Source organism: Pseudoxanthomonas fibrivorans (genome assembly GCF_041464125.1).
In the GTDB taxonomy this organism is placed as follows: Bacteria; Pseudomonadota; Gammaproteobacteria; order Xanthomonadales; family Xanthomonadaceae; genus Pseudoxanthomonas.
This window is the reverse complement of record NZ_JBGNUG010000001.1, coordinates 1167230-1191298: the sequence shown is the minus strand read 5'-3', so window position 1 is coordinate 1191298 and position 24069 is coordinate 1167230. Positions and strand designations below refer to the sequence as shown.

The 24069-nt window shown below is 71.0% G+C and carries 23 protein-coding genes; 9 read left to right on the top strand and 14 right to left on the bottom strand.

The window, feature by feature from the left end; genetic code table 11:
* Nucleotides 1–47 precede the first annotated feature (47 nt).
* From sucB to purB, 7 genes are all read right to left on the bottom strand, one after another.
* Nucleotides 48–1271: a dihydrolipoyllysine-residue succinyltransferase gene (sucB, locus tag ACA089_RS05625; RefSeq protein ID WP_372014303.1), complete on the bottom strand. Its 1224-nt coding sequence runs from the start codon at nucleotides 1269–1271 to the stop codon at nucleotides 48–50.
* Between the two features lie 55 nt (nucleotides 1272–1326).
* A complete protein-coding gene (locus ACA089_RS05620) occupies nucleotides 1327–4158 on the bottom strand; it encodes a 2-oxoglutarate dehydrogenase E1 component (RefSeq protein WP_372014300.1) in 2832 nt (943 codons plus the stop codon).
* A gap of 239 nt (nucleotides 4159–4397) precedes the next feature.
* A complete protein-coding gene (locus ACA089_RS05615) occupies nucleotides 4398–5297 on the bottom strand; it encodes a GNAT family N-acetyltransferase (protein ID WP_372014297.1) in 900 nt (299 codons plus the stop codon).
* Nucleotides 5294–6577 carry a JmjC domain-containing protein gene (locus tag ACA089_RS05610; RefSeq protein ID WP_372014294.1) on the bottom strand — a complete coding sequence of 428 codons (1284 nt, stop codon included), beginning with the start codon at nucleotides 6575–6577 and terminating at the stop codon, nucleotides 5294–5296. The genes ACA089_RS05615 and ACA089_RS05610 overlap by 4 nt, the downstream gene beginning before the upstream one ends.
* On the bottom strand, nucleotides 6574–6972 hold the full coding sequence (locus ACA089_RS05605; RefSeq protein WP_372014290.1) for a VOC family protein: 399 nt from the start codon (nucleotides 6970–6972) through the stop codon (nucleotides 6574–6576). The genes ACA089_RS05610 and ACA089_RS05605 overlap by 4 nt, the downstream gene beginning before the upstream one ends.
* A gap of 24 nt (nucleotides 6973–6996) precedes the next feature.
* On the bottom strand, nucleotides 6997–7902 hold the full coding sequence (gene bla, locus ACA089_RS05600; RefSeq protein WP_372014287.1) for a subclass B3 metallo-beta-lactamase: 906 nt from the start codon (nucleotides 7900–7902) through the stop codon (nucleotides 6997–6999).
* A 52-nt stretch (nucleotides 7903–7954) separates the two neighbouring features.
* Nucleotides 7955–9340, bottom strand: a complete 1386-nt coding sequence (purB, locus tag ACA089_RS05595) for an adenylosuccinate lyase (RefSeq protein WP_372014284.1) — start codon at nucleotides 9338–9340, stop codon at nucleotides 7955–7957.
* A 299-nt stretch (nucleotides 9341–9639) separates the two neighbouring features.
* Here purB and ACA089_RS05590 point away from each other — a divergent pair, with 299 nt between their 5' ends.
* Entirely contained in the window at nucleotides 9640–11022 is a 1383-nt protein-coding gene (locus ACA089_RS05590; RefSeq protein WP_372014282.1) for a class II fumarate hydratase, read from the top strand.
* Between the two features lie 151 nt (nucleotides 11023–11173).
* Here the strand turns inward: ACA089_RS05590 and ACA089_RS05585 are convergent, their stop codons facing one another.
* Genes ACA089_RS05585 through ACA089_RS05555 form a run of 7 tightly spaced genes read right to left on the bottom strand, consistent with a single transcriptional unit; the run spans nucleotide 11174 to nucleotide 15964 of the window.
* Nucleotides 11174–11890, bottom strand: a complete 717-nt coding sequence (locus ACA089_RS05585; protein WP_372014280.1) for a YggN family protein — start codon at nucleotides 11888–11890, stop codon at nucleotides 11174–11176.
* Between the two features lie 12 nt (nucleotides 11891–11902).
* Nucleotides 11903–12571 carry a hypothetical protein gene (locus tag ACA089_RS05580; protein ID WP_372014277.1) on the bottom strand — a complete coding sequence of 223 codons (669 nt, stop codon included), beginning with the start codon at nucleotides 12569–12571 and terminating at the stop codon, nucleotides 11903–11905.
* 20 nt (nucleotides 12572–12591) lie between these two features.
* Nucleotides 12592–13416, bottom strand: coding sequence for a DUF4097 family beta strand repeat-containing protein (locus tag ACA089_RS05575; protein WP_372014275.1), 825 nt, complete (start codon nucleotides 13414–13416; stop codon nucleotides 12592–12594).
* Nucleotides 13417–13444: 28 nt separating this feature from the next.
* Nucleotides 13445–14446 carry an ABC transporter permease gene (locus ACA089_RS05570; protein WP_372014272.1) on the bottom strand — a complete coding sequence of 334 codons (1002 nt, stop codon included), beginning with the start codon at nucleotides 14444–14446 and terminating at the stop codon, nucleotides 13445–13447.
* A complete protein-coding gene (locus ACA089_RS05565; protein ID WP_372014270.1) occupies nucleotides 14443–15351 on the bottom strand; it encodes an ABC transporter ATP-binding protein in 909 nt (302 codons plus the stop codon). The genes ACA089_RS05570 and ACA089_RS05565 overlap by 4 nt, the downstream gene beginning before the upstream one ends.
* Nucleotides 15351–15713 (bottom strand): GntR family transcriptional regulator, encoded by a 363-nt coding sequence (locus ACA089_RS05560; RefSeq protein WP_372014267.1) that lies wholly within the window; start codon nucleotides 15711–15713, stop codon nucleotides 15351–15353. The genes ACA089_RS05565 and ACA089_RS05560 overlap by 1 nt, the downstream gene beginning before the upstream one ends.
* 2 nt (nucleotides 15714–15715) lie before the next feature.
* Entirely contained in the window at nucleotides 15716–15964 is a 249-nt protein-coding gene (locus ACA089_RS05555) for a hypothetical protein (protein ID WP_372014265.1), read from the bottom strand.
* 122 nt (nucleotides 15965–16086) lie between these two features.
* On the opposite strand from ACA089_RS05555, the gene ACA089_RS05550 reads away from it, so the two are divergent.
* From ACA089_RS05550 to ACA089_RS05515, 8 genes are all read left to right on the top strand, one after another.
* Complete coding sequence (locus tag ACA089_RS05550; protein ID WP_372014263.1) at nucleotides 16087–16650, top strand: glutathione peroxidase; 564 nt, start codon at nucleotides 16087–16089, stop codon at nucleotides 16648–16650.
* A gap of 138 nt (nucleotides 16651–16788) precedes the next feature.
* A complete protein-coding gene (locus tag ACA089_RS05545; RefSeq protein ID WP_372017676.1) occupies nucleotides 16789–17670 on the top strand; it encodes an FKBP-type peptidyl-prolyl cis-trans isomerase in 882 nt (293 codons plus the stop codon).
* A gap of 25 nt (nucleotides 17671–17695) precedes the next feature.
* The gene (locus tag ACA089_RS05540) at nucleotides 17696–19060 is read left to right on the top strand and encodes a UDP-glucose dehydrogenase family protein (protein ID WP_372014260.1); all 1365 of its coding nucleotides are present in this window, start codon (nucleotides 17696–17698) and stop codon (nucleotides 19058–19060) included.
* An 11-nt stretch (nucleotides 19061–19071) separates the two neighbouring features.
* A complete protein-coding gene (locus ACA089_RS05535; RefSeq protein ID WP_372017674.1) occupies nucleotides 19072–19308 on the top strand; it encodes a SlyX family protein in 237 nt (78 codons plus the stop codon).
* Between the two features lie 42 nt (nucleotides 19309–19350).
* Nucleotides 19351–19977, top strand: a complete 627-nt coding sequence (locus ACA089_RS05530) for a DUF2058 family protein (protein WP_372014258.1) — start codon at nucleotides 19351–19353, stop codon at nucleotides 19975–19977.
* Nucleotides 19978–20067: 90 nt separating this feature from the next.
* Nucleotides 20068–20796, top strand: a complete 729-nt coding sequence (gene dapB / locus ACA089_RS05525) for a 4-hydroxy-tetrahydrodipicolinate reductase (RefSeq protein ID WP_372014256.1) — start codon at nucleotides 20068–20070, stop codon at nucleotides 20794–20796.
* 186 nt (nucleotides 20797–20982) lie between these two features.
* Nucleotides 20983–22101: a glutamine-hydrolyzing carbamoyl-phosphate synthase small subunit gene (gene carA / locus ACA089_RS05520; RefSeq protein ID WP_372014254.1), complete on the top strand. Its 1119-nt coding sequence runs from the start codon at nucleotides 20983–20985 to the stop codon at nucleotides 22099–22101.
* Between the two features lie 44 nt (nucleotides 22102–22145).
* Nucleotides 22146–24053 (top strand): S9 family peptidase, encoded by a 1908-nt coding sequence (locus ACA089_RS05515; RefSeq protein WP_372014252.1) that lies wholly within the window; start codon nucleotides 22146–22148, stop codon nucleotides 24051–24053.
* Nucleotides 24054–24069: the final 16 nt, after the last annotated feature.

Below are 24069 nucleotides of genomic sequence, written 5' to 3'. Positions count from 1 at the left end.
CTGGCGAAAACGGCGCCGCCCTTCCGGGGAAGGGCGGCGCGGGGGTCTTACAGCCCGAACAGGATCCGGTTCGGGTTCTCGAGCTGGTTCTTGATGTCCACCAGGAACTGCACCGCGTCCTTGCCGTCGATGATGCGGTGGTCGTAGGACAGCGCGATGTACATCATCGGCGCGATCACGACCTGGCCGTTCTCGGCGATCGGGCGCTCCTTGATGGTGTGCATGCCCAGGATCGCGCTCTGCGGCGGGTTGACGATCGGGGTCGACATCAGCGAGCCGAAGGTGCCGCCGTTGGTGATGGTGAACGTGCCGCCCTGCAGGTCGTCCAGGCCGAGCTTGCCGTCGCGCGCCTTCTTGGCGTAGTCGGCGATGCCCTGCTCGATCTCGGCGAAGCCCAGGCGCTCGACATTGCGCAGCACCGGGGTGACCAGGCCCTTGTCGGTGGACACGGCGATCGAGATGTCGGCATAGCCGTGGTAGATGATGTCGTCGCCGTCGACCGAGGCGTTGACCACCGGGAAGCGCTGCAGCGCGTTGGCGGCGGCCTTCACGAAGAAGCTCATGAAGCCCAGCTTGATGCCGTGGGCCTTCTGGAAGTCCTCGCCCAGCTCCTTGCGCGCGGCCGACACCTTGGCCAGGTTGACCTCGTTGAACGAGGTCAGCATCGCGATGGAGTCCTTGGACTGCATCAGGCGCTCGGCGATGCGCTTGCGGATGCGGGTCATCGGCACGCGCTCTTCCGGACGCGCGCCACCGGCCTTGCCGGCGCCGCCGGACTTGGCGTAGTTGACGATGTCTTCCTTGGTCACCGCGCCGCGGCGGCCGGTGCCTTCGACCTGCGACGGGTCGATGCCTTCCTTGCTGGCGGTGAAGCGCGCGCCCGGCGGCAGGTCGCCCCCGGCGACGGGCGCCGGCTTGGTCGACGCCGGCGCGGCGGCTTCGGCCTTGGCGGCGGCCGGCTTGGCCTGCACTTCCTCGGCGCCGGCGGCCGGCTTGTCGTCCTTGGCGGCGGCAGCGGGAGCGGCCGCGGTGGCGCCTTCCTCGATGATCGCCAGGACCTGCGAGCTGGTGACGGTGTCGCCTTCCTGGAACTTGATCTCCTTCAGCACGCCGTCGACCGGCGAGGGGACTTCCAGGACGACCTTGTCGGTCTCCAGGTCCACCAGGTTCTCGTCGCGCTTGACCGCGTCGCCGGCCTTCTTGTGCCAGCTGGCGATGGTGGCGTCGGAGACGGATTCGGGAAGGACCGGAACTTTGACTTCGGTGGCCATGGGGCGTCCTTGATTCGTTGTGCGTGGGGCAGGAAAGGCGGGGCGGGAGCCGGGCTTATTCGGCGACGATCTGGTTGCCGGGCGCGTTGACCAGGGCGTCGGCGACCAGCTGCAGCTGCTCCTCGACGTGGTCGGCGAAGTGGCCCACGGCCGGCGACGGCGAGCGCGTGCGCCCGGCGTAGCTCAGCGCCTGGCCCTTGGCCAGGCAGGCCTGCAGGTGGTGCTTGATCTGGTACCACGCGCCCTGGTTCTGCGGCTCTTCCTGGCACCAGACCACCTCGGTGGCCTTGGCGTAGGTCTGCAGCACGGTCGACAGGGCTTCGCGCGGGAACGGGTACAGCTGCTCGACGCGGACGATGGCGACGTTGTCCTGGCCGCGCTTCTGCTGGTCTTCCAGCAGGTCGTAGTAGACCTTGCCCGAGCAGGCGACCACGCGCTTGACCTTCTTCGGGTCGGCGGCGGTGTCCGGGATCAGGTGCTGGAACTCGCCGTCGGCCAGCTCGTCCAGGGTCGACACGGCCAGCTTGTGGCGCAGCAGCGACTTGGGCGACATCACGATCAGCGGCTTGCGCGTGCTCATCTTCATCTGCCGGCGCAGCATGTGGAAGCACTGGGCCGGGGTGGTCGGCACGCAGACCAGCATGTTCTCCAGCGCGCACAGCTGCAGGAAGCGCTCCAGGCGCGCCGAGCTGTGCTCGGGGCCCTGGCCTTCGTAGCCGTGCGGCAGCAGCAGGGTCAGGCCGGAGATGCGGCCCCACTTGGCCTCGCCGGAGGCGATGAACTGGTCGATCACCACCTGGGCGCCGTTGGCGAAGTCGCCGAACTGGCCTTCCCAGATGTCCAGGGTGTTGGGGTCGGTAGTGGAGAAGCCGTACTCGAACGCCATCACCGCCTCCTCGCTGAGCAGCGAGTCGATGATGGTGGCCTGCTCGGGGGTCTCCACCAGCTGGCGCAGCGGCAGGTAGTAGCTGTCGGTCTTCTGGTCGTGCAGCACCGCGTGGCGGTGGAAGAAGGTGCCGCGGCCGGCGTCCTGGCCGACCAGGCGCAGGCCGTAGCCTTCCGACAGCAGGGTGGCGTAGGCCAGGTTCTCGGCGAAGCCCCAGTCGCCGCCGATCTCGCCGGCGGTCATCTTCAGGCGGTCCTCGTAGATCTTGGCCACGCGCGGGTGCAGCGACACGCCCTGCGGGATCGTGTTGATGATCTTCGCCAGCTGGGTCAGCGTGCCCTTCTTGACCCGGGTGTCGACCGCGTCGGCCACCGTGCCGGACAGGTACTTGGACCAGTCGATGGTCAGCTCGTAGTCCTCCGGCTTGGAGGAGGCCAGCTCGGTGGTGACCTCGCCGGCGTCGAGCTTGTTGCGGTACTCGTCCACCAGCGCCTTGCCGCCGTCGGCGGCGACCACGCCGGCCTTCTCCAGCTGCGCGGCGTACATCTCGCGGGTGGTCGGGTGCTTGCGGATGGTCTGGTACATCAGCGGCTGGGTCGCCGCCGGCTCGTCGGCCTCGTTGTGGCCGTGGCGGCGGTAGCAGACCAGGTCGATGACCACGTCCTTCTTGAACTGCTGGCGGAACTCGTAGGCCAGCTTGGCCACGAACACCACCGCTTCCGGATCGTCGCCGTTCACGTGGAACACCGGGGCGCCGACCATCTTGGCCACGTCGGTGCAGTACAGGGTCGAGCGCGAGTCTTCCTTGTTGCTGGTGGTGAAGCCGACCTGGTTGTTGACCACCACGTGCAGGGTGCCGCCGACGGCGAAGCCGCGCGCCTGCGACATCTGGAACAGCTCCATCACCACGCCCTGGCCGGCGAAGGCCGCGTCGCCGTGGATCAGGATCGGCAGCACCTGGGTGCGCTCGTTGTCGCCGCGGCGTTCCTGGCGCGAACGCACCGAGCCGGCGACCACCGGGTCGACGATCTCCAGGTGCGAGGGATTGAACGCCAGCGCCAGGTGCACCGGCGCGCCGGGGGTGGCGATGTCGGCGGAGAAGCCCATGTGGTACTTCACGTCGCCGGCGTGGGCGCGTTCGTCGTGCTCGAACTTGCCCTCGAACTCGTCGAACAGCTTGCGCGGGTTCTTGCCCAGGGTGTTGATCAGCACGTTGAGGCGGCCGCGGTGGGCCATGCCGACCACGATGTCCTTGACCTTGTCCACGCCGGACTGGCGGATCACGGTGTCCAGCAGCGGGATCAGCGAGTCGCCGCCTTCCAGCGAGAAGCGCTTCTGGCCGACGTACTTGGTGTGCAGGTAGCGCTCCAGGCCCTCGGCGGCGGTCAGCCGCTCCAGCACGCGCTGGCGGGTCTCGGTGCTGAGGTTGTAGTCGCCGCCGGCCAGCTCCAGGCGCTGGTACAGCCACTGGCGCTGCTCGACCTCGGGGATGTGCATGAACTCGGCACCGATCGGGCCGGTGTAGGTCGCCTTCAGGCGCGCGAGCAGGTCGCGCAGCTTCATCCGCGGCTGGCCGGCCAGGCCGCCGGTGCTGAAGTCGCTGTCCAGGTCGCGGTCGGACAGGTCGTGGAAGGCCAGGCCCAGGTCCGGCGGGTTCATCGGCGGGGTCAGGGCGAGCGGGTCGACCTTGGCGCCGAGGTGGCCGCGGGAGCGGTAGGCGGTGATCAGGCGGCCGACGTTGCGCTCGCGCTCGTCGCCGGCGGCCGGGGCGGTGGCATGGCCGTTGTTGGCGGCCTGGCGGGCGGCGCCGGCGACGTGGGCGATGACCGCCGAGTGGGGGACGTCACCGGCCTCGCGGCCCTTGAACCCGTCGAAGTAGGCTTTCCACTTCGGGTCTACGCTGTCGGGGGAGACCAGGTACTGCTCGTACAGGTCTTCGATGAAGGCGGCATTGCTGCCGAGCTGGGACGACTGCGCAAACTGCTTGAGTAGATTGTCCACGATGGGGTCGCGTATGGGTGGGGGATGGGCCGCATCCGGCCCAGGCCCGGCGGAGCGGGCATCTAAAGCCGCAAAAGTATAACCCCCATCGCCCGTTCAGGGACCTAGACGAACGGCCGGGCCGCCCCCGCCGCGGCCCGCGTGGTGCGCCTGTTCACACTCCTGCGGGAACGCCGCGCGGACCCGGGCGGCGCCTGTCCCGGAACAGTCCCGGGGACAGCGCGGCGATGCCCGCGCGGCTACAGCGTGCGGTACTCGGTGCAGGTGCGCGAGCGCTCCCAGACCCGGTCGAAGTCCAGCTGCAGCCGCCGCGCCACCGGCGCATCGTCGATCCCGCCTTCGCCGTCGTAGCGGTGGCCCAGCGGGCGGAAGCAGGCGCCGCCGGTGTCGTTGAAGGCGTACGCGGAGGGATAGCGCGCGTCGACCGGGTCGCGGACCTCGCGGAAGGCGAACACGCTGGGCAGGCGCTGGGCCAGCGGCAGCAGCGGCGCGCCCGCGCGTTGCGGGGTCGCCGCGTCCTGCAGCAGGATCCGGATCCTGCGCTCGCCCGGGCGCACGGCGAAGCGGCGCAGGGCGTCGAGCACGTCGCGGCGGTCGAGCAGGCCCGGATCCATGGCCCGGCTGTAGAGGCCCAGTTCGCGCCGGGCGTGCCCGGCCAGGGCGACCAGCACCGCGGCGGCGCCCTCGACGTCCTCGACCGCGCTGGAACCGGGCAGGCGGCGGTGCATCTCGCGGTGGCCGATCCCGGCTTCGACGAAGGCGGGCCCGGACGGGACGAAGCCGGCGCGGGCGTAGAACGGCAGGGCGTGCAGCTGGGCGTGCAGGGAGACCTGCGGCCAGCCGCGGCGGCGGGCTTCTGCGACCAGCGCGTCCAGCAGCGCCTCGCCGATGCCGCGGCCGCGGTGGCCGGCGAGCACCGCCATGCGGCCGATCCGTCGCTCCGGGGTCAGGCGCGCGGTGCCCAGCGGCACGCCGTCCTCGCCGGTGGCCAGGACGTGGAAGCTGAGCGGGTCCAGCGCATCGCGCTCGAGCTCGGCCGGCACCTGCTGTTCGTCGATGAACACCGTGCTGCGCACGGCATGCAGCCGCGCGTGGTCGCGGGCGTAGTCGGCGGCGGCGACGGTGTAGCCGGCGCTCATGCGTCGTCGTCGTCCGCGTCCGGATCGTCGGAGAGCAGGGCATAGAAGCCGCCCTGGTGGAGCGCGTGGACCGCGTCGCGCGCGGCCGGCGACAGCGCCTCCCAGGCGCGGCCGTCGATCAGCGGCATGTCGGCCAGCCGGCGCGCGTCGTCCAGCGGCAGGTGCAGGGTGCGTCCGCTGCAGAACAGGCTGGCGTGGCCGGCGCCGTGGTTGCGGCGCCAGGCCATCCGCGCCCACGGGTGGCGCTGCAGCGCGGCGCCGTGGGCCAGGTCCCAGTCCAGCTCGATCCGCGGGCGCTCGTCGCCGCGCGGCATCACCTCGCCGGCGGCGCGGTAGGTGGTGATGAAGCGGCCGAACCAGTCGCCGAGCCGGTCCGGGTCGTTCATGCGGATGGCGTTGAGCGCCTCGACCACGCGGTTCATCGCCGCGGTGTCGATCTCGTGCGGATCGGCCGGCACGGCCAGGTCCTCGTCGTGGTAGCGGATCGCCTCGTCGGCATCGACCAGCACCTCGTCCAGCCAGTCGCCGATCAGCTCGGAGGACGAGGGCGCGCGCATGCCGACCGAGAAGGTCAGGCACGGATCCTCGGCCACGCCGTGGTGCGGGACCAGCGGCGGCAGGTAGAGCATGTCGCCCGGGCCGAGCACCCAGTCGTGGGTCGGATGGAACCGGCGCAGCAGCTTGATCGCCACGTCGTCCTGGAAGGACAGGTCCGGTTGCGGCCGGCCCAGGGCGACGCTGGCGTCGATCTGCCAGCGGCGGTGGCCATGGCCCTGCAGCAGGAACACGTCGTAGTGGTCCACGTGCGCGCCGACCGAGCCGCCGGTGGCGGCGAAGCTGATCATGACGTCGTCGATGCGCCAGCGCGGCAGGAAGCGGAACTGCTCCAGCAGCGCGGCCACGTCCGGATCCCAGCGGTCCACGTCCTGCACCAGCAGGGTCCAGTCGTGGTCGGGCAGGCCGGGGAAGTCCTCTTCCTGGAACGGGCCAGTGCGCACGTCCCAGCGGCCGCTGGCGCGGTCCAGGCTGATCAGGCGCGCGAGCACGCCTTCCTCGCAGGCCAGGCCGGCCAGGTCCTCGGGCATCAGCGGCGCCCGGAAGCCGGGGAAGGCGTTGCGCACCAGCAGCGGACGCTTGTGCCAGTAGTCGCGCAGGAACGCGGCCGGATCCATGCCCAGCGGGGTGTTGCCGGCGGCGTCGACCTCGAACGGCAGGGACTGCGGATCGGGCGCGCGGGCGGGCTTGCGGGACGCAGGCGGGGCGGGTTTCTTGGAAGTCATCGGGAGATCTCGTCGTAGCCGCGGCCGAGGAACTGGAGCAGGCACCAGCCGTGCCCGAACGGGTCGGCCAGCGGCACGATGCGGCCCCACGCCGCCTCGCGCACCTCGCCTTCGGCGCGGGCGCCGGCGGCAAGCGCGCGGGCCAGGGCCGCGTCCAGGTCATCGACCACGACGTCCAGGTGGAGGGGCGTCCAGTGGCGGTGGTAGCCGCGCGCCGATCCGGGCGCGCCTTCGCTGCCGGCCGGCTTGCGCAGCAGGTACAGCGGCGCCTGCGCGCCGAGCATCTCCAGCATGCCGTCGCCGAAGCGGCGTCCCGCGGACAGGCCGAAGGCGTCGCGGTAGAAGGCTTCGGCGCGGGCCAGGTCGTCGACGTCGATGTTGATCAGCAGGTGCATGGCGTCGACGTCGGGGGCGGTGGATCAGCGGGGCGAGGCCTTGGCCTCGTCCGCCAGCCGCTGCTCGAGCCGGGCCCGGCCGCGGTCGGCGTAGGCGCGGCAGGCGCCGGGCGCGGCCAGCGGCGCGGTGGCGCCCGGGCCCAGCCGCGACCACAGGTCGCTGGCCGAGGGATGCGGCGTGATCAGGATATCGCAGGGCAGCGCGGCGACCTTGCGCAAGGTCAAGCGGAACGCAGCCAGGTAGCCGGCATTGGCCGCGTCGCCGTAGCGCCAGACGTCGTCGGAAATGGCGGTGAGGCTGTCGGCGTACACCACCTGCAGGCAGGCGCCGTCCTGGCAGGAGCGCCAGGTCCAGCTGGTGCCGCCGGGGGTATGGCCGGGCGTGGCCACCGCCTGCAGCCGCAGCGGGCCGACTTCGACCACGCCGTCATCGGCCAGCAGGCGCACCTCGGCCACCGGCGGGAACGGTTCGAGCACCAGCTGCTGCGGGTCGCTGCGGTCGCTGTGGCCGGTGCGCAGCGCCTGCACCGCCGGTGCCCGCGCGTAGACCGGTGCGCCGGTGGCGCGCTGCAGTTCGGCCAGGCCGCCGGCGTGGTCCATGTGCTCGTGCGAGAACACGATGGCGCGCACGTCGGCCGGGTCGAAGCCGGCGGCGCGGATGTTGTCGAGCACCTTGCCGGCCGAGCGCACGGTGACGCCGTCCACCAGCACGTGGCCCTGCGGCGAGGTCACCAGCAGGGCGCTGATGCCGCAGGTGCCCACGTACCAGGTGTCGCCATGCACGTGGCGCGGCGGCGAGGGATCGTCCCAGCCGGCGTCGGCGGCGCAGGGCACGTCAGCGGAGGCCGCCGGGGCGGGGGTGGCCGCGCCGACCGGCAACGTGGCGCCGGCCAGCACCGCTGCGAAGAGGGCCAGGGGGAAGCGGGTCATGCGCGGTCCTTGTGCGGGGCGCCGGCGCAGGCCGGCGCGGGATGCGGAACGATCAGATGCCGCGGGCCAGGCGCTCGGCCAGGCCGGTGTAGCCGGCCGGGGTCAGCGCGGCCAGGCGCGCGCGCGCGTCTTCCGGCAGGTCGAGCGAGGCGACGAACCGGCGCATCGCGTCGGCGTCGATGCCGTCCTGGCCGCGGGTCAGCGCCTTGAGCTGTTCGTACGGGTTGGGCAGGCCGTGGCGGCGCATCACCGTCTGCACGGCCTCGGCCAGCACTTCCCAGGCCGCATCGAGGTCGGCGTCCAGGCGCTGCGGGTTCACCTGCAGCTTGCCCAGGCCCTTGCCCAGCGAATCCAGCGCGACCTGGGTGTGGCCGAAGGCGGTGCCCAGCGCGCGCAGCACGGTGGAGTCGGTGAGGTCGCGCTGCCAGCGGCTGATGGGCAGCTTGGCCGAGAAGTGCTCGAACAGGGCGTTGGCGATGCCGAAGTTGCCCTCGGCGTTCTCGAAGTCGATCGGGTTGACCTTGTGCGGCATGGTCGAGGAACCGACTTCGCCTTCCCTGAGCTTCTGCTTGAAGTAGCCCAGCGAGATGTAGCCCCACACGTCGCGCGCCAGGTCGACCAGCACGGTGTTGGCGCGGCGGATCGCGTCGCCCAGCTCGGCGACGTTGTCGTGCGGCTCGATCTGGGTGGTGTAGGGGTTGAACGGCAGGCCCAGGCCCTCGACGAACGTCTGCGCGAACGCCGGCCAGTCCACGTCCGGGTAGCTGGCGACGTGGGCGTTGTAGTTGCCGACCGCGCCGTTCATCTTGCCGGTCAGCTCGACCGCGGCGATCTGCCGGCGCTGGCGCTCCAGCCGGGCCACGACGTTCGCCACCTCCTTGCCCAGGGTGGTTGGCGAGGCGGTCTGGCCGTGGGTGCGCGAGAGCATCGGCTGCCCGGCCTGGTCGTGGGCCAGCGCACGCAGCTTCGCGGTGATGCCGTCGAGCGCCGGCAGCAGCACGGTGTCGCGCGCCTCGCGCAGCATCAGCGCATAGGACAGGTTGTTGATGTCCTCGCTGGTGCAGGCGAAGTGGACGAATTCCAGTGCCGGCCCCAGCTCTTCGGCAAGCTCGCCGGCGTCGTCCTTCAGCCGCTCCTTGATCAGGTACTCGACCGCCTTGACGTCGTGGTTGGTGGTGCGTTCGATCTCCTTGACCCGCGCCGCGTCGGCCACGGAGAGGTCGCCGGCCAGCGCGCGCAGGCGCGCCGTGGCGGCGGGGGAGAACGGCGCCAGCTCGACGATCCCCGGCTCGGCGGCCAGGGCCAGCAGCCACTCGACTTCGACCTTCACCCGGGCCCGGATCAGGCCGTACTCGGAGAAGATCGGGCGCAGCGCGTCGACCTTGGAGGCGTAGCGGCCGTCGAGCGGGGACAGGGCGAGCAGGGCGGAATCCGACATGGAGGGCGTGGGCGGCGAGGGGAGCGCAACAGTTTACCGCGGCCGCCACGGCGCCCGGGCGCGGTCCGGTTCGCAGCATGCCGATCCAGGGCCCGGCATGCGGCCTGGCGTATGCTGGCCGCCCGCCAGCCATCGGCCCTGCGCCGGTCGCCCGCCGTGGTCCATCCCCGCTGGAGACGGTCATGAGCCAAGCATCACCGAGCCGCGCCAGGGCGCCGGCGTCGCCGAAAGCACCGCGCCGCGGTTCCGCCTCCAGGCCCGCCGCCGACCCCGGTCGCACCCGTATCGAACACGACAGCATGGGCGAGCTGCAGGTCCCGGCCGACGCGCTGTGGGGCGCCCAGACCCAGCGCGCGGTGCAGAACTTCCCGGTCTCCGGCCGGCCGATGCCGCGCGGCTTCATCCGCGCGCTGGGCCTGGTCAAGGCCGCCGCGGCCGAGGTCAACGCCGGCCTGGGCCTGCTGCCGAAGAACGTGGCCGGGGCGGTGCGCACCGCCGCGCTGGAGGTCGCCGCCGGCACCTGGGACGCGCACTTCCCGGTCGACATCTACCAGACCGGCTCGGGCACCTCCTCGAACATGAACGCCAACGAGGTGATCGCCGCGCTGGCCAATGGCTCGGGCAAGGCCGGCAAGGGCAAGGTCCACCCGAACGACCACGTCAACCTCGGCCAGAGCTCCAACGACGTCATCCCGACCGCGATCCGCGTGTCGGCGCAACTGGGCGTGGTGGACGACCTGCTGCCGGCGATCCGGCACCTGCGCAAGACGATCGAACGTCGCGGCCGCGAGCTGCGCCGGGTGGTCAAGACCGGCCGCACCCACCTGATGGACGCGATGCCGCTGACCTTCGAGCAGGAGTTCGGCGCCTGGGCCTCGCAGCTGAAGTCGGCCGAGGGCCGGATCGGGGACAGCCTCAAGCGCCTGCGCCGGCTGCCGCTGGGCGGCACCGCGATCGGCAGCGGCATCAACGCCGACCCGCGCTTCGGCGCGCGTGCGGCCAGGGCCCTCTCCGCGCTGGCCGGCACGAAGTTCGAGAGCGCGGACGACAAGTTCGAGGGCCTGGCCGCGCAGGACGACGCGGTCGAGCTGTCGGGCCAGTTCAACGCGCTGGCGGTGGCCCTGATCAAGATCGCCAACGACCTGCGCTGGATGAATGCCGGGCCGCTGGCCGGGCTGGGCGAGATCGAACTGCCGGCGCTGCAGCCGGGCAGCTCGATCATGCCGGGCAAGGTCAATCCGGTGATCCCGGAGGCAACGGTCATGGCCGCCGCGCAGGTGATCGGCCACCACACCGCCATTACGGTCGCCGGCCAGACCGGCAATTTCCAGCTCAACGTGACCCTGCCGCTGATCGCGGCCAACCTGCTCGAGTCGATCCAGCTGCTGTCCAGCGTGTCGCGGCTGCTGGCCGATTCGGCCATCGCCGGGCTGAAGGCGCGCCCGGAGCGGGTCAAGGAGGCGCTGGACCGCAATCCGATCCTGGTCACCGCGCTCAATCCGGTGATCGGCTACGAGCAGGGGGCGGCGATCGCCAAGCAGGCGTACAAGGAGGGCCGGCCGGTGCTGGAAGTCGCGATCGAGGTCACCGGACTGCCGGCGAAGACGCTGGCGCCGCTGCTCGACCCGGCCGTGCTGGCCCGCGGCGGGATCCACGGCAAGCCCGGCGGTGGCGGCGGCTGAGCGCGCGGTGGGCGCCGACGGCCGCTGCGGTCGTCGGGCACCGCCATCGCGGCCGTGTTGCGCGGGACCGGGGCACGCCAAGCCCCGGGATGCCGGCCGCGGCGACAGGCGCCGCGCCGGCCAGGGGTGCGCCGGCCAGGGGTGCGCCGGCTCAGTTGCCGGGGCGGGCCGCGGCGGCGTCGGCCTCGGCCGCCGCGTCCATGTGCTCGGTGTCGGCGTCGTCGCCGGAGTCGAGCTGGGCGGAGGCATGGGTGCCGCCGATGTCGACGTTGTAGTTGCCGTCCTTGCCGCAATCCTCGATGTCCGATTGATCCATCGTCGCGTAGGGGCCGAAGGCCGGCAGCGCGGCGGCGAGGGCCTGCTGCGATTCGAGCAGGGCCGGCAGGCGTGCGCAGATCTTCTGCGCTTCGACTTCGATCTCCTTGCCGCGCGCCTCCATCCTCTTCTCGAACTCGCCGGTGTCGCCCGCGAACACGCTTTTCAGCGCGCCGGTCGCCGCCTCGATGCCGAGGTCCGCGCCCTGCATGCCGACCGCGATGCCGGCCTGGGCGATGGCCACCAGGTTGGCGCGATGGGCGAGCAGCAGCTTGCGCTGGGCCTCGTCGATCGCCACCGGCCTGCCGTCCACCAGCAGGTCGCCCGCGGGGCTGATCTCGGCCCTGGGATTGGCCGACTCGTCGCCGACCCGGATGTTCTCCGTGGCCAGCTTGCGGCTGGCCTCGGCCATCGCCGACTGGATCTTGCGGCCGAGGGCGGTGTTGGCCGGCGGCGCGGTGGCGGCATCGCCGCCGGAGGGCGCGGGGTCGTTGTTGCCGCAGGCGGCCAGGGGCAGCAGGGCGGCGAGGGCGAGGGCGGGCAGCAGGCGCATGGGTCAGGACCTCTAGTTCAGGGCGAATTCGCGGCGGATCTCGTCTTCGCAGTCGTCGACGTCGTCCGCTTCCAGGGTGGCGTAGGGGCGGAACTCGGCCAGGCTGCCGGCCAGCCGCTGCTGGCTCTCCATCAGGGCCGGCAGGCGCCTGCAGATCTGGACCACGCCCGGTTCGATCGACTGCTTGATGGTCTTCTCGATATCGCGTTCCAGGCTGCCGGTCATGGCGCTGAACATCAGGCTGAACAGCCCGCGGTCCACCGCCTCCAGCGCCAGCTTCGCGCTGCGCTCGCCGATGTCGATGCCGGCCTGGGCGATGTCGATGACCTGGCCCCGGTAGGCCAGCAGCTCGCGGCGCTGGGCGGCGTCGATGGCGACCGCCTTGCCGTCGACCAGGAAATCGCCGCGCGGCGTGATCTCGGCCTTCGGCAGCGGGGCGGACGACCGGGTCGCGCGCTTGCCGGACTTGCCGAAATGCAGGCTGTCGCCCAGCTGCAGGTTTTCGGTCTCGAGTTCGAGGCGTGCGGCGGCCAGCTCGCGGCTCACCTCCTCGCGCGCCTCGGCCAGGTCGGCGCTGATTTCGGCCTCGATGCCGCCCTTGGGCGGCGCCGCCACCGCGGCCAGCGGCAGCATGGCCGCCAGCAGCAGCGGCAGGATCGGGCGTCGGATGTGCATGTGCATGGCGTTCTCCTGTCAGTGCTTCAGTCGCGGCGCGGCAGTTCGACCGCGCCGGTCACGTCGCGATGGCCCACGTCGCCGCTGCCGATCGATCCCACCGACAGGCGCGCGGCGCCGCGCACGTCGGCGCCGCCGGAACCCACCGAGTCGATGCGGACGGCGCCGCCGACGTTGCGCACCTCGGCGTCGCCGCTGCCGATCGAACCGATCCGCACGTCGCCGCGGGCGCCGTCCAGCTCGAAATCGCCGGAACCGATGCTGCCGACCTCGACCGCACCGCCCACGTTGCGCGCCTTGACGTCGCCCGAGCCGATGGACAGCACGTGCAGCGAGCCCGCGCCGTCGACTTCGATGTCGCCGGAGCCGACCTTGGCGGTGACCGCGCCGCGGATGTTGCGCAGCGTGGCGTCGCCGGAGCCCACGTCGGCGCTGGCCGACGCGGCGCCCTCGATCGAGCCGTCGCCGGAGCCGACCACCAGCTGCACCAGCACGTCCGCCGGGACGGTGCCGGTCAGCTCCATCCAGGCGTAGTTGTCGCCGAACAGGCTGGACAGGCCGGGGTCCTTCTCGCGCTGCAGGCTGACCACCAGGGTGTCGCCCTTGCGCTCCTGGGTGACGGTCAGGTCGGGCAGCCACTGCGCCTTGCTGGCGCAGGCCCGGCCCTGCAACGCGTGGGTCGGGCCGGGGGCGGCCCGCAGCGCGACGTCGAACTGGCGGGTCTCCACCCGGACCTTCTTCACCCCCGCCAGGTCCAGCTGCAGCTGGCGCGGCGCGGAATGGGTGCAGTGGTCGTCGGCCAGGGCCGAAGCGGGAACCAGGAACAGCAGGCCGAGCAGGGGCAGGCGCATGGACGTCTTCTCCGGTTGCGTGCTGGGGTCAGCCTTCGTCGCGCCAGCGGCGCAGGCGGACGGAGGCGGCGATGAAGGCGATGCCGACCACCACGCCGATCCACATGTCGGCCGTGGCGAACGCGTGCCAGCTGCGGGTCAGGTCGATGGCGCTGGCCAGGTCGTCCGGGGTGTTGATCGCGGCCGACTCGCCGACCACGCCGCCGATCACCGGGTACCAGCCACCGGGCACCACGCTCAGCAGGCCGCGGTAGACGACGGTGTACCAGACCTTGTCGTGGGCGATGTCCACGCCCGGCAGGATCGTCATCATGCTGATCACCACGCAGGCCAGCACCGGCACCAGCACCGCCCACAGGAACGGCTTGGAGCGCGCCCAGGCCGAGCAGAACATCAGCCAGCCCACCGTCGGCAGCGCCCAGGCCATGTACACGGGCAGCGAGGCGACCACGCCGAAGATGATCTTGAGCGGGTGCGACTGGGTGAACACCGCGTGGGCCGCCGGCAGCCCGTTGACGGTGATCGTCAGCGCGGAGATGACCCACAGCGCCACGCCGATCAGCAGGCCTACGCCGATCGCCCACAGCGGCGCCAGCACCAGCGCCCAGGCCGCCTTGGACAGGACCATCTGCGAATCGGAGACCGGCAGCGACTTCCAGAACAGCACGCTGCGGTCGCGGCGGTCGTCGTACAGCGAACCGAGCGCGTAGAAGAACACCACGAAGGCAAGCACCACGCAGGCCAGCAGCACGCCCGCCAGCAGCATGCCGTCGCCCATCGCGCCCAGCGCCTGGCCGACCTCGTGCGGATCGGCGTCGTCGAACACGAAGCCGCTGCTGCCCATGCTGCGCCGGGCGGCGATGGAGCCGATCACGGCCAGGATCAGGTTCAGGCCGACGATGATCGCGCCGGTGATCAGCGGCGCCCAGAAGAACCCGCCGCGGTTCTCCCAGTATTCGCGCTGCAACAGCCACTTGAACTTCGCCGTGCCGTGGGCCGGCGATGCGGTGGAGGCGGTCAGGGCATTCATGCGTAGGTCCCCTTCATGATGGCGACGAACAGGTCGGCGAGGCCGGGATTGCGGGTCTCGCCCAGTGTCGAAAGTTGCGCCCGCGGCACGCCGTCGTAGAGCAGGACGGTCTTGCCGAAGGGCAGGGAACGCTCGTCGATCGGCCGCAGCGCGCGGGCGGCCTCGGCCGCGTCGGCGCCGACCAGCACTTCGGTGTAGCGCTCGGCCACCTCTTCCATCGGCGAGGACAGCACGATCCGCCCGTCGCGGATGAACAGCACGTCGGTGAGGATGTGCTCGATCTCCTCGACCTGGTGGGTGGTGACCAGGATGGTCTTGTCCTCGTCGAAGTAGTCCTCCAGCAGGCGCTGGTAGAACTGCTTGCGGTACAGGATGTCCAGGCCCAGGGTCGGCTCGTCGAGCACCAGCAGGCGGGCGTCGATGGCCATCACCAGCGCCAGGTGCAGCTGCACGATCATGCCCTTGGACATCTCGCGCACCCGCAGCTTCGGATGCAGCTGGGTGTTGGCCAGGAAGCGCTCGCACTTGGCGCGGTCGAAGCGCGGGTGCACGCCGGCGACGAAGTCGATCGCCTCGCCGACGCGGATCCAGCGCGGCAGCACCGCCACGTCGGCGATGAAGCAGACGTCGTTCATCAGTTCGTCGCGCTCGGTGCGCGGGTCCTTGCCGAGGACCTTCAGCTGGCCCTCGAACGGGGTCAGGCCGAGGATCGCCTTCAGCGCGGTGGTCTTGCCGGCGCCGTTCGGGCCGATCAGGCCGACGATGCGCCCGGCGCCGATGTCGAAGTCGGCACCGGCGACGGCCACCTTGTTCTTGTAGGCCTTGCGCAGGCCGCGGGCGGAAACGACGGTGCCGGCGCTGGCGGTCGTCTCGGGGCCGGCGGTCGGGAATGCGGCAGCGTTCATCAGTGGTTCCCCAGGGGAGTGAGCAGGTCTTGCACGGACAGGCCCAGGCGCTGGATGCGCTCGGCCACGGCCGGCCATTCTTCCTTGAGGAAGCGTTCGCGCTCGCTGCTGCGCAGCTGCCTGGACGCTTCCTCGGTCACGAACATGCCCAGGCCGCGCCGCTTCTCCACCAGTCCCTCGTCGGCCAGTTCCTGGTAGGCGCGGGACACGGTGATCGGGTTCAGCTGGTACTCGGCGGCCACTTGGCGGACCGAGGGCAGGGCTTCTCCAGGCTTGAGGATCCCGTCGAGCATCATGGCGATGACGCGGTCCTTCAGCTGGCGGTAGATGGGAGCGCCGTCGCTCCACTGGATGTCACTCATGGTCAACCCCGTGAGCGCAGCGACTGCGCAAAGGAGAAATAGGGCATGGTCGAAGAGGCCCGCAGCCTGCGCGCCGGCCGCTCCGCGGCCGTGCCCAGGTCCGCGTCGCCGCGTTCCGCGGCGGCCCCGGCGAGTCCATAATCACCACGGCGTCCATCGTGGTCGGGCAGCCACCGGGTCGCTCCCAGGACCGCCACGGCCAGGCCCAGGGCCATGAACCAGGAGCGGTGGGCAGACAGGATGCGTTTCATGCGGGTGTCCTGCTTTGGGTGACTGGTGTTGTATTCAACTATAACACCTAAACACAGGGTGTCAACCGCCGCGGACCCAACTGATGGCCTATCCGCCCCCATTCCTTCGTAGGGAGATGTCGATGTCTGTCAAATCATTGATATTGAAGGGAATCATTCTGGCGGCCGCGGTACCGGCGCTGGCCGCGGCCCCGGCATTGCTGGACCTCGAATACCGTCCGCTGGCCGGCAAGGCCCCGGTCAACCTGAACGATCAGCAGGGCGGGAAGGTGCTGCTGGTCGTCAACACCGCCAGCAAATGCGGCTTCACCCCCCAGTACGAGGGGCTCGAGGCGCTGCAGCAGCGGTACGCGGCCCGCGGCTTCTCCGTGCTGGGCTTCCCGTCCAACGATTTCCGCGGCCAGGAACCGGGCACCGAGGCGGAAATCCAGGAGTTCTGCACCCTGACCTACGGCGTGAAGTTCCCGATGTACGAGAAGGTGCACGTCACCGGTCCGGAGACCACCGCCCTGTACCAGCGCCTGCGCGATGCCACGGGCGTTTCGCCCGGATGGAACTTCCACAAGTACCTGGTCTCGCGCGACGGCAGGGTCGTCGGCAACTGGCCCAGCAAGGTCAAGCCCGACGATCCCGCGCTGGTCGCCGCGATCGAGCGCGAGCTGAAGGCGCCGTCGCCGAAGCGCTGAAACGGACGTCGCCGTGCGCGCCGCGTGCGACAATGCCGCGGCGCCGGCGCTGCCGGTGGACCGAACAACCCTCCAGGGAATCAACGAATGAACAACCGCGTGCGCGGCGCTCTGGCGTCGCTGGTGATGGGAGCGAGCATGATGGCAGGCACGGCCGTGGCACAGGACAAGACGACGCTGGCCACCGAGAAGGAAAAGGTGAGCTACGCGATCGGCCTCGACGTCGCGCGCTCGTTCCAGCCCATCGCCCAGGACATCGACTTCGCGGCGATGAAGAAGGCGCTGGACAACGCGCTGGCCGGCGGCCAGCCGCTGCAGTCCGAAGAGCAGGCGCAGGCGACCCACAACGCGCTGCAGGTCGCGGTGGCCGCGCGTTCGGGCCAGCGCGTGCCGGGCATGCCGCCGGGCAGCGAGCCGCCGGCGCCGACCAAGGAGCAGGTCGGCCTGCTCGTCGGCGACCGCATGGTCGGCCCGTCGCTGCTGCCGCTGAAGGACGAGATCGACGCGGCGGTGCTGATGCAGGCGGTGCGTACCAGCCTGGGCAAGACCGGTACGCCGCTGATGACCGAGCAGGAGGCTGCCTCGACGCTGCAGGGCTTCATGTCCAGCAAGCAGCAGGCCGTGGCCGGCAAGAACCGCGCCGACGGCGCCGCGTTCCTGTCCAAGAACAAGGGCCAGAAGGGCGTGCTGACCACCCCGTCGGGCCTGCAGTACATGGTCCTGCGCGAAGGCAGCGGCCCGCGCCCGGTGGCGAGCGACACCGTGCGGGTGAACTACGAGGGCAAGCTGCTCGACGGCACCGTGTTCGACAGCTCCTACCAGCGCGGCGAAGCGGTCGAGTTCCCCCTGGACCGCGTGATCGCCGGCTGGACCGAAGGCGTGGGCCTGATGCCGGTGGGCGCCAAGTACCGCTTCTGGATCCCGTCCGACCTCGCCTACGGCGAAGGCGGCAGCCCGCCGAAGATCGGCCCGAACGCGACCCTGACCTTCGACGTCGAGCTGCTCGGCATCGTCCCGTAAGGGCGGCCGGGCAAGGAGGGCTGGCGTGCGCGTCGCGATATTCGGCACCGGCTACGTCGGCCTGGTCACCGGGGCCTGCCTGGCCGAGGTCGGCCATGACGTGGTCTGCGTGGACGTCGACGCGGCCAAGATCGAGGGGCTGCGCAACGGCGTGGTCCCGATCTACGAGCCCGGCCTGGAGCCGATGGTCCGGGCCAGCCATGCGGCCGGCAGGCTGCATTTCAGCACCGATGCGGCGGCGGCCCTCGCCCACGGCGAGATCGTCTTCATCGCGGTCGGCACGCCGCCGGACGAGGATGGCAGCGCCGACCTGCAGTACGTGCTGGCGGTGGCCCGCACCATCGGCCGGCACATCGAGCGGCCGGTCGTCGTGGTCGACAAGTCGACCGTGCCGGTGGGCACGGCCGACCGCGTGCGCGCGGCGATCGCGGCCGAACTCACCGCGCGCGGGGCCGACGTCGCCTTCGATGTGGTCTCCAACCCGGAGTTCCTGAAGGAAGGCGATGCGGTCGCCGACTGCATGCGGCCGGACCGGATCGTGATCGGCGCCGACAGCCCGGCGGCGATCGCGCGGATGCGCCGCCTGTACGCGCCGTTCAACCGCAACCACGACCGCTTCGTGGTGATGGACGTGCGTTCGGCCGAGCTGACCAAGTACGCCGCCAACGCGATGCTGGCCACCAAGATCAGTTTCATGAACGAGATCGCCAATATCGCCGAGCGCGTCGGCGCCGACGTGGAGGCGGTGCGCAAGGGGATCGGGTCCGATCCCCGGATCGGCTGGCATTTCATCTACCCCGGCGCCGGCTACGGCGGTTCCTGCTTTCCCAAGGACGTGCAGGCGCTGGCGCGCACCGCGCAGCAGCACGGCTACCAGGCCCAGCTGCTCGATGCGGTGGAGGCGGTCAACGACCGCCAGAAGGGCCGCCTGTTCTCGCTGGTCCAGCACCACTACGACCGCGGCGAGGACGAAGGCGTGCGCGGCAAGGTGTTCGCGGTCTGGGGCCTGGCGTTCAAGCCCAACACCGACGACATGCGCGAGGCCTCGAGCAGGCGGCTGCTGGCGCAGCTGTGGGAAGCGGGCGCCACGGTGCGGGCCTACGACCCCGAGGCGATGGACGAGGCGCGGCGGATCTTCGGCGAGCGCGACGACCTGGTGCTGTGCCGCTCGGCGCAGTCGGCGCTGGAAGGCGCCGACGCGCTAGTCGTGGTGACGGAGTGGAAGGAGTTCCGCAGCCCGGACTTCGCCAGGCTGCACGCCGCGCTCGGCGACGCCGTGGTGTTCGACGGGCGCAACCTGTACGAACCGGAGGAAGCCGAGGCCGCCGGCCTGGCCTACTACGGCATCGGCCGCGGCCGTTCGGTACGGATCCCGGGAGGCCACGCATGAGCCCCGCGCAGATGGAGATGCTCGGCATGGCCGGCGGCAGCGCGCTCGAGCAGCGCCTGATCGAACTGGAAACCCGCCTGGCCTTCCAGGAGCAGGCGCTGGCCGAGCTCGGCGAAGCGCTGGCCGAGGCGCGGCTGGAGCGCGCCCGTGGCGACGAACTGATGCGGGCGGTGCTGGCCGACCTGCGCGGACTGCGCGGTGCGCTCTACGCCGATGCGGCGAGCGAGCCGCCACCGCCGCACTACTGAACCTTCCCGGCCGCCCGCGGCCACGCACGACCCCACCCTGCAATGACCGACAGCCTCCGCGACCAGCTGCTCAACCTCGGCTTCAAGAAGTCCGCGCCCGAGCCGGCGCGCAAGCCCGCCGCGGGCAAGGGCGGGCAGGGCAGGCCGCCCCAGCGCGGCGGACGGCCCGGCGCGCAGGACGCGGCGAAGGGCAGGCCCGCCGGCGGCAACGCGCCGCGGCGCGACCCGGGCCGCAAGCCCGCGGGCGAAATGGACCTCGGCAAGGCCTGGGCGCTGCGCGCCAACCAGGAGAAGCAGCAGCGCATCGATGCCGAGCGGGTGAAGCAGGAGGAGGCGCGCGTGCGCCGCGAAGCCAAGGCCAGGCTCGAGCTGCTGCTGAAGGACAAGGCGCTGAACGATCCGGCGGCCGACATCGCGCGGCATTTCGAGTACGGCGGCAAGATCAAGCGGATCTACGTCACCGGGCCGCAGCTGAAGGCGCTCAACGGCGGCGAGCTGGGCGTGGTCCAGCTCAATGGCCGCTACCTGCTGGTGGACGCGGCGGCGCTGGCCGAGGCCGAGGCCGCCTTCGCCCCGGCCGTGGCGTTGAAGGTCGACCCGGCCGCGCCGGCGGGCGAGGACCCCTACGCGGATCCGCGTTACCAGGTTCCGGACGACCTCGTCTGGTGATCCGCGCCCCGCGCGCGGGCCGCGTCGGTTTCGACTGAAAGCGGGCTGTCGCTTGCCGGCCGGTGGCGTGGCCGCTAGCCTGCGCGGCCTATGGCCACGACTCCTCTGCGCGTCCTCATCCATGGTGCTTCCGGTCGCATGGGCCAGGCCCTGCTGCGCCTGGCGGCGGAATCCCCCTCGCACTGGCAGGTGGTCGCCGCGGTGACCCGGCGCCCGCCCGCGCAGCGGGTGATCGATGGCGTGCCGTTCTTCGCCGCCGCCGAGCTGTCCGGCGCGCCGGATTTCGACGCCGCGATCGACTTCAGCCTGCCGGAAGGCTTCGGTCCCGTGCTCGCGCTGTGCGCGGAGCGCGGCCGGGCGCTGGTGTCCGGCACCACCGGGCTGGAGCCGGCGCAGCGCCAGGCGCTGGACGCCGCGGCTCGGGCGATCCCGGTCCTGTGGGCGTCCAACTTCAGCGTCGGCGTGGCGGTGCTCGACGAGCTGGTGGAGCGCGCCGCGCGGGCGCTGCCGGGCTGGGACTGCGACATCGTCGAATCGCACCACGTGCACAAGAAGGACGCGCCGTCGGGAACCGCGCTCACCCTGGGCGAATCGGCGCAGCGGGGCGGGGCCCAGCCCCGCTACGCCAGCCTCCGCGCCGGCGACATCGTCGGCGAGCACCTGGTCCAGTTCGCCGGCCACGGCGAACGGATCGAGCTGGTGCACCGCGCCACCAGCCGCGACATCTTCGCCCGGGGCGCGCTGCAGGCCGCTGCGCGCCTGCATGGACGCGCTCCGGGCCGGTACGCGATGCGCGACCTGCTGTTCGACGGCAACTGAATAGCCACCGCCGGGCATCGCTCGCGCCGGGCACCGGCGTTCCCTTTTGCGCCCTTCGCCGGTACAATTCCCGCTCGCCTGTTACCCCCACCACGGACCGGAGAGAAACCGAGTCCGCGGTTTTCTGCAGCCCGGTTTCCACGAAGCCGGACGGCGACAGGGCTCCCCCACCTCAAGGCGAACGACGTGACCCAACCCGCAATCCTCGTCCTCGAAGACGGCACCGTGTTCGAGGGCGAATCCGTAGGCGCCAGCGGCCTGTCGGTCGGCGAAGTGGTGTTCAACACCGCCATGACCGGCTACCAGGAGATCGTCACCGATCCGTCCTATGCCCGCCAGCTGGTCACGCTGACCTACCCGCACATCGGCAACACCGGCTGCACCGGCCAGGACGACGAGGCCGCCAAGGTCTGGTCGGCCGGGCTGATCGTGCGCGACGTGCCGCGCCGCCCGAGCAACTGGCGCAGCGAAGCCTCGCTGCAGGACTGGCTGGCCGCGCGCGGCGTGGTCGCCATCGCCGGCATCGACACCCGCAAGCTCACCCGCATCCTGCGCGAGCGCGGCGCCCAGAACGGCGCGCTGATGGCCGGCACGGTCGACGTGGACCAGGCGCTGGAAGCGGCGCGCAAGTTCCCGGGCCTGAAAGGCATGGACCTGGCCAAAGTGGTCAGCACGACCGAGCGCTACCGCTGGAACGAAGGCCAGCTGGACCTGGACCGCAACGCGTTCGTCCAGGCCGAGCCCAGGTTCAAGGTCGTCGCCTACGACTTCGGGGTGAAGACCAACATCCTGCGCATGCTCGCCGAACGCGGCTGCGAGGTGACCGTGGTCCCGGCGCAGACGCCGGCGGCCGAGGTGCTGGCGCTGTCGCCGGACGGCGTGTTCATGTCCAACGGGCCGGGCGACCCGGAGCCGTGCGACTACGCCATCGAGGCGATCCGCGAGTTCGTGGCCAGGAAGGTGCCGCTGTTCGGCATCTGCCTGGGCCACCAGCTGCTGGCGCTGGCCGCCGGCGCGAAGACGGTGAAGATGGGCCATGGCCACCACGGCGCCAACCACCCGGTGATCGACCTCGACAGCGGGCGGGTGATGATCACCTCGCAGAACCACGGCTTCGCGGTCGACGAGTCGACCCTGCCGGCGAACGTGCGGGTGATCCACCGCTCGCTGTTCGACGGCACCAACCAGGGCATCGAGCTGACCGACGCCCCCGCCTTCAGCTTCCAGGGCCACCCGGAAGCCTCGCCCGGCCCGCACGACGTGGCGCCGCTGTTCGACCGTTTCGTGGCCTCGATGGCGGGTTGACCGCCGCGGTGCCGGTTCCACCCGCCAACGACAGGAGTAAGGGAATGCGACTGCTGAAGGGGATGTTCCTGCTGGCCATGCTGGTGCTCGGCTTCGATGCCGCCGCACGCGAGGTCCCGATCCGCGATTTCTTCAAGGACGCGGAGTTCACCGCGTTGCGCCTGTCGCCGGACGGCAAGCACATGGCCGTGAGCGTGCCGCGCGAGGACCGGACGCTGCTCGCCGTGCTGCGCGTCTCCGACCAGGGCATCGTCGGCAAGTGGGACTTCGGTCCGGACCGGCATTTCCGCGACGTCGTTTGGGCCAACAACGAACGCCTGCTGTTCTACGTCTCCTTCAAGACCGGGCGCTTCGACTTCGAGACCTCGAAGGGCGACCTCTACGCATCGAACATCGATGGCACCCAGCGGATCGACATCCCGAACGGCCGCTACTACACCATCGTCGACACCACGCCCGAGGACCCGCAGACCATCCTCGTCCAGCGGTCGGTCGAAAATACGTTCCTGTCCAAGCTGAACGTCTACAACGGCCGCCTGATCACCGTCGCGTCCGCGCCGGTGGAGCAGGGCACCTTCCTCGTCGACCACGAGCGGCGGCCGCGCTACGTGTCCGGCGCGATGAACGACGGCCGCAACGTCACCTATCGCCGCGACGGCGAGAACTGGACCCTGGTCCACGAGAGCGAGCGCAACGGCGCCACCTACTTCCCGCTGGGCTTCGCCGGGGACAACCGCCACGCGTACATGGCCAAGGGCGTCGATGGCAAGCCGGAGTCCATCGTCCTGCTCGACACCGAGACCCGCCAGGAGAAGGAGCTGTCGCGCAACGGCACGGTCAGCCCGTCGGCGAGGCTGTGGAGCAGCGACGAGAAGACCCTGCTCGGCGTCCTGTACGAGGATGGCGTCCCGTACTGGGACTGGATCGCCCCAGAACACCCGGAGACCAAGGTCTACGCCGGCCTCACCAAGGCGTTCCCGGGCAAGGTGGTGCGCTTCCTGCGCCCGTCCGACGATGGGCGCTACCTCGCGATGCGCGTCTATTCCGACCGCGCCCCGCCGGACGCCTACCTGTTCGACCGCGAGACCGGCCAGGCCACCTTCCTGGCCAGCAGCATGGAATGGATCAAGCCGGCCGAGATGTCGCCGATGAAGCCGGTCAGCTTCAAGGCGCGCGATGGCCTGGAGCTGCATGGCTACGTCACCATCCCGGCGGGCAGCGACGGCAAGAACCTGCCGCTGATCATCAACCCGCACGGCGGACCGCACGGCCCGCGCGACGAGTGGGGCTTCAACCCCGAGGTGCAGCTGTTCGCCAACCGCGGCTACGCGGTGCTGCAGGTCAACTACCGCGGCTCGGGCGGCTACGGCAACACATTCGAGGGGCTGGGCTACCGCAAGTGGGGCACCACGATGCAGGACGACCTGACCGATGCGGTCAAGTGGGCCATCGCCCAGGGGATCGCCGATCCGCGGCGGGTCTGCATCTACGGCGCGTCCTACGGCGGCTACGCGGCGCTGATGAGCGCGGTGCGCGAGCCCGACCTCTACCGCTGCGCGGTCGGCTACGTCGGCGTCTACGACCTCGATGCCCAGCGCGATTCGGACATCGCCGACCACGAGTCCGGGCGCAACTACCTCAGGGACGTCTATCCGCCCACCAAGGCCGAGCGCGTGGCCCAGTCGCCGGCCTATGGCGTCGACCGGCTCAGGGCGCCGGTGATGCTGGTCCACGGCGAGAAGGACGTGCGCGTGCCGATCAAGAACATGAACTTCCTGATCGGGAAGATGGAACAGGCCGGCAAGAAGCCGGAGCTCGTGGTGGTGGAGCCGAAGGAAGGCCACGGCTTCCGCGACCTCGACAACAACGTGAACCTCTACACGAAGATGCTGGCCTTCTTCGACAAGCACATCGGCCCCGGCGCGGACAACGCCCGGGCCGGCAGCCCCTGATCCCCCCGCAGGGAAC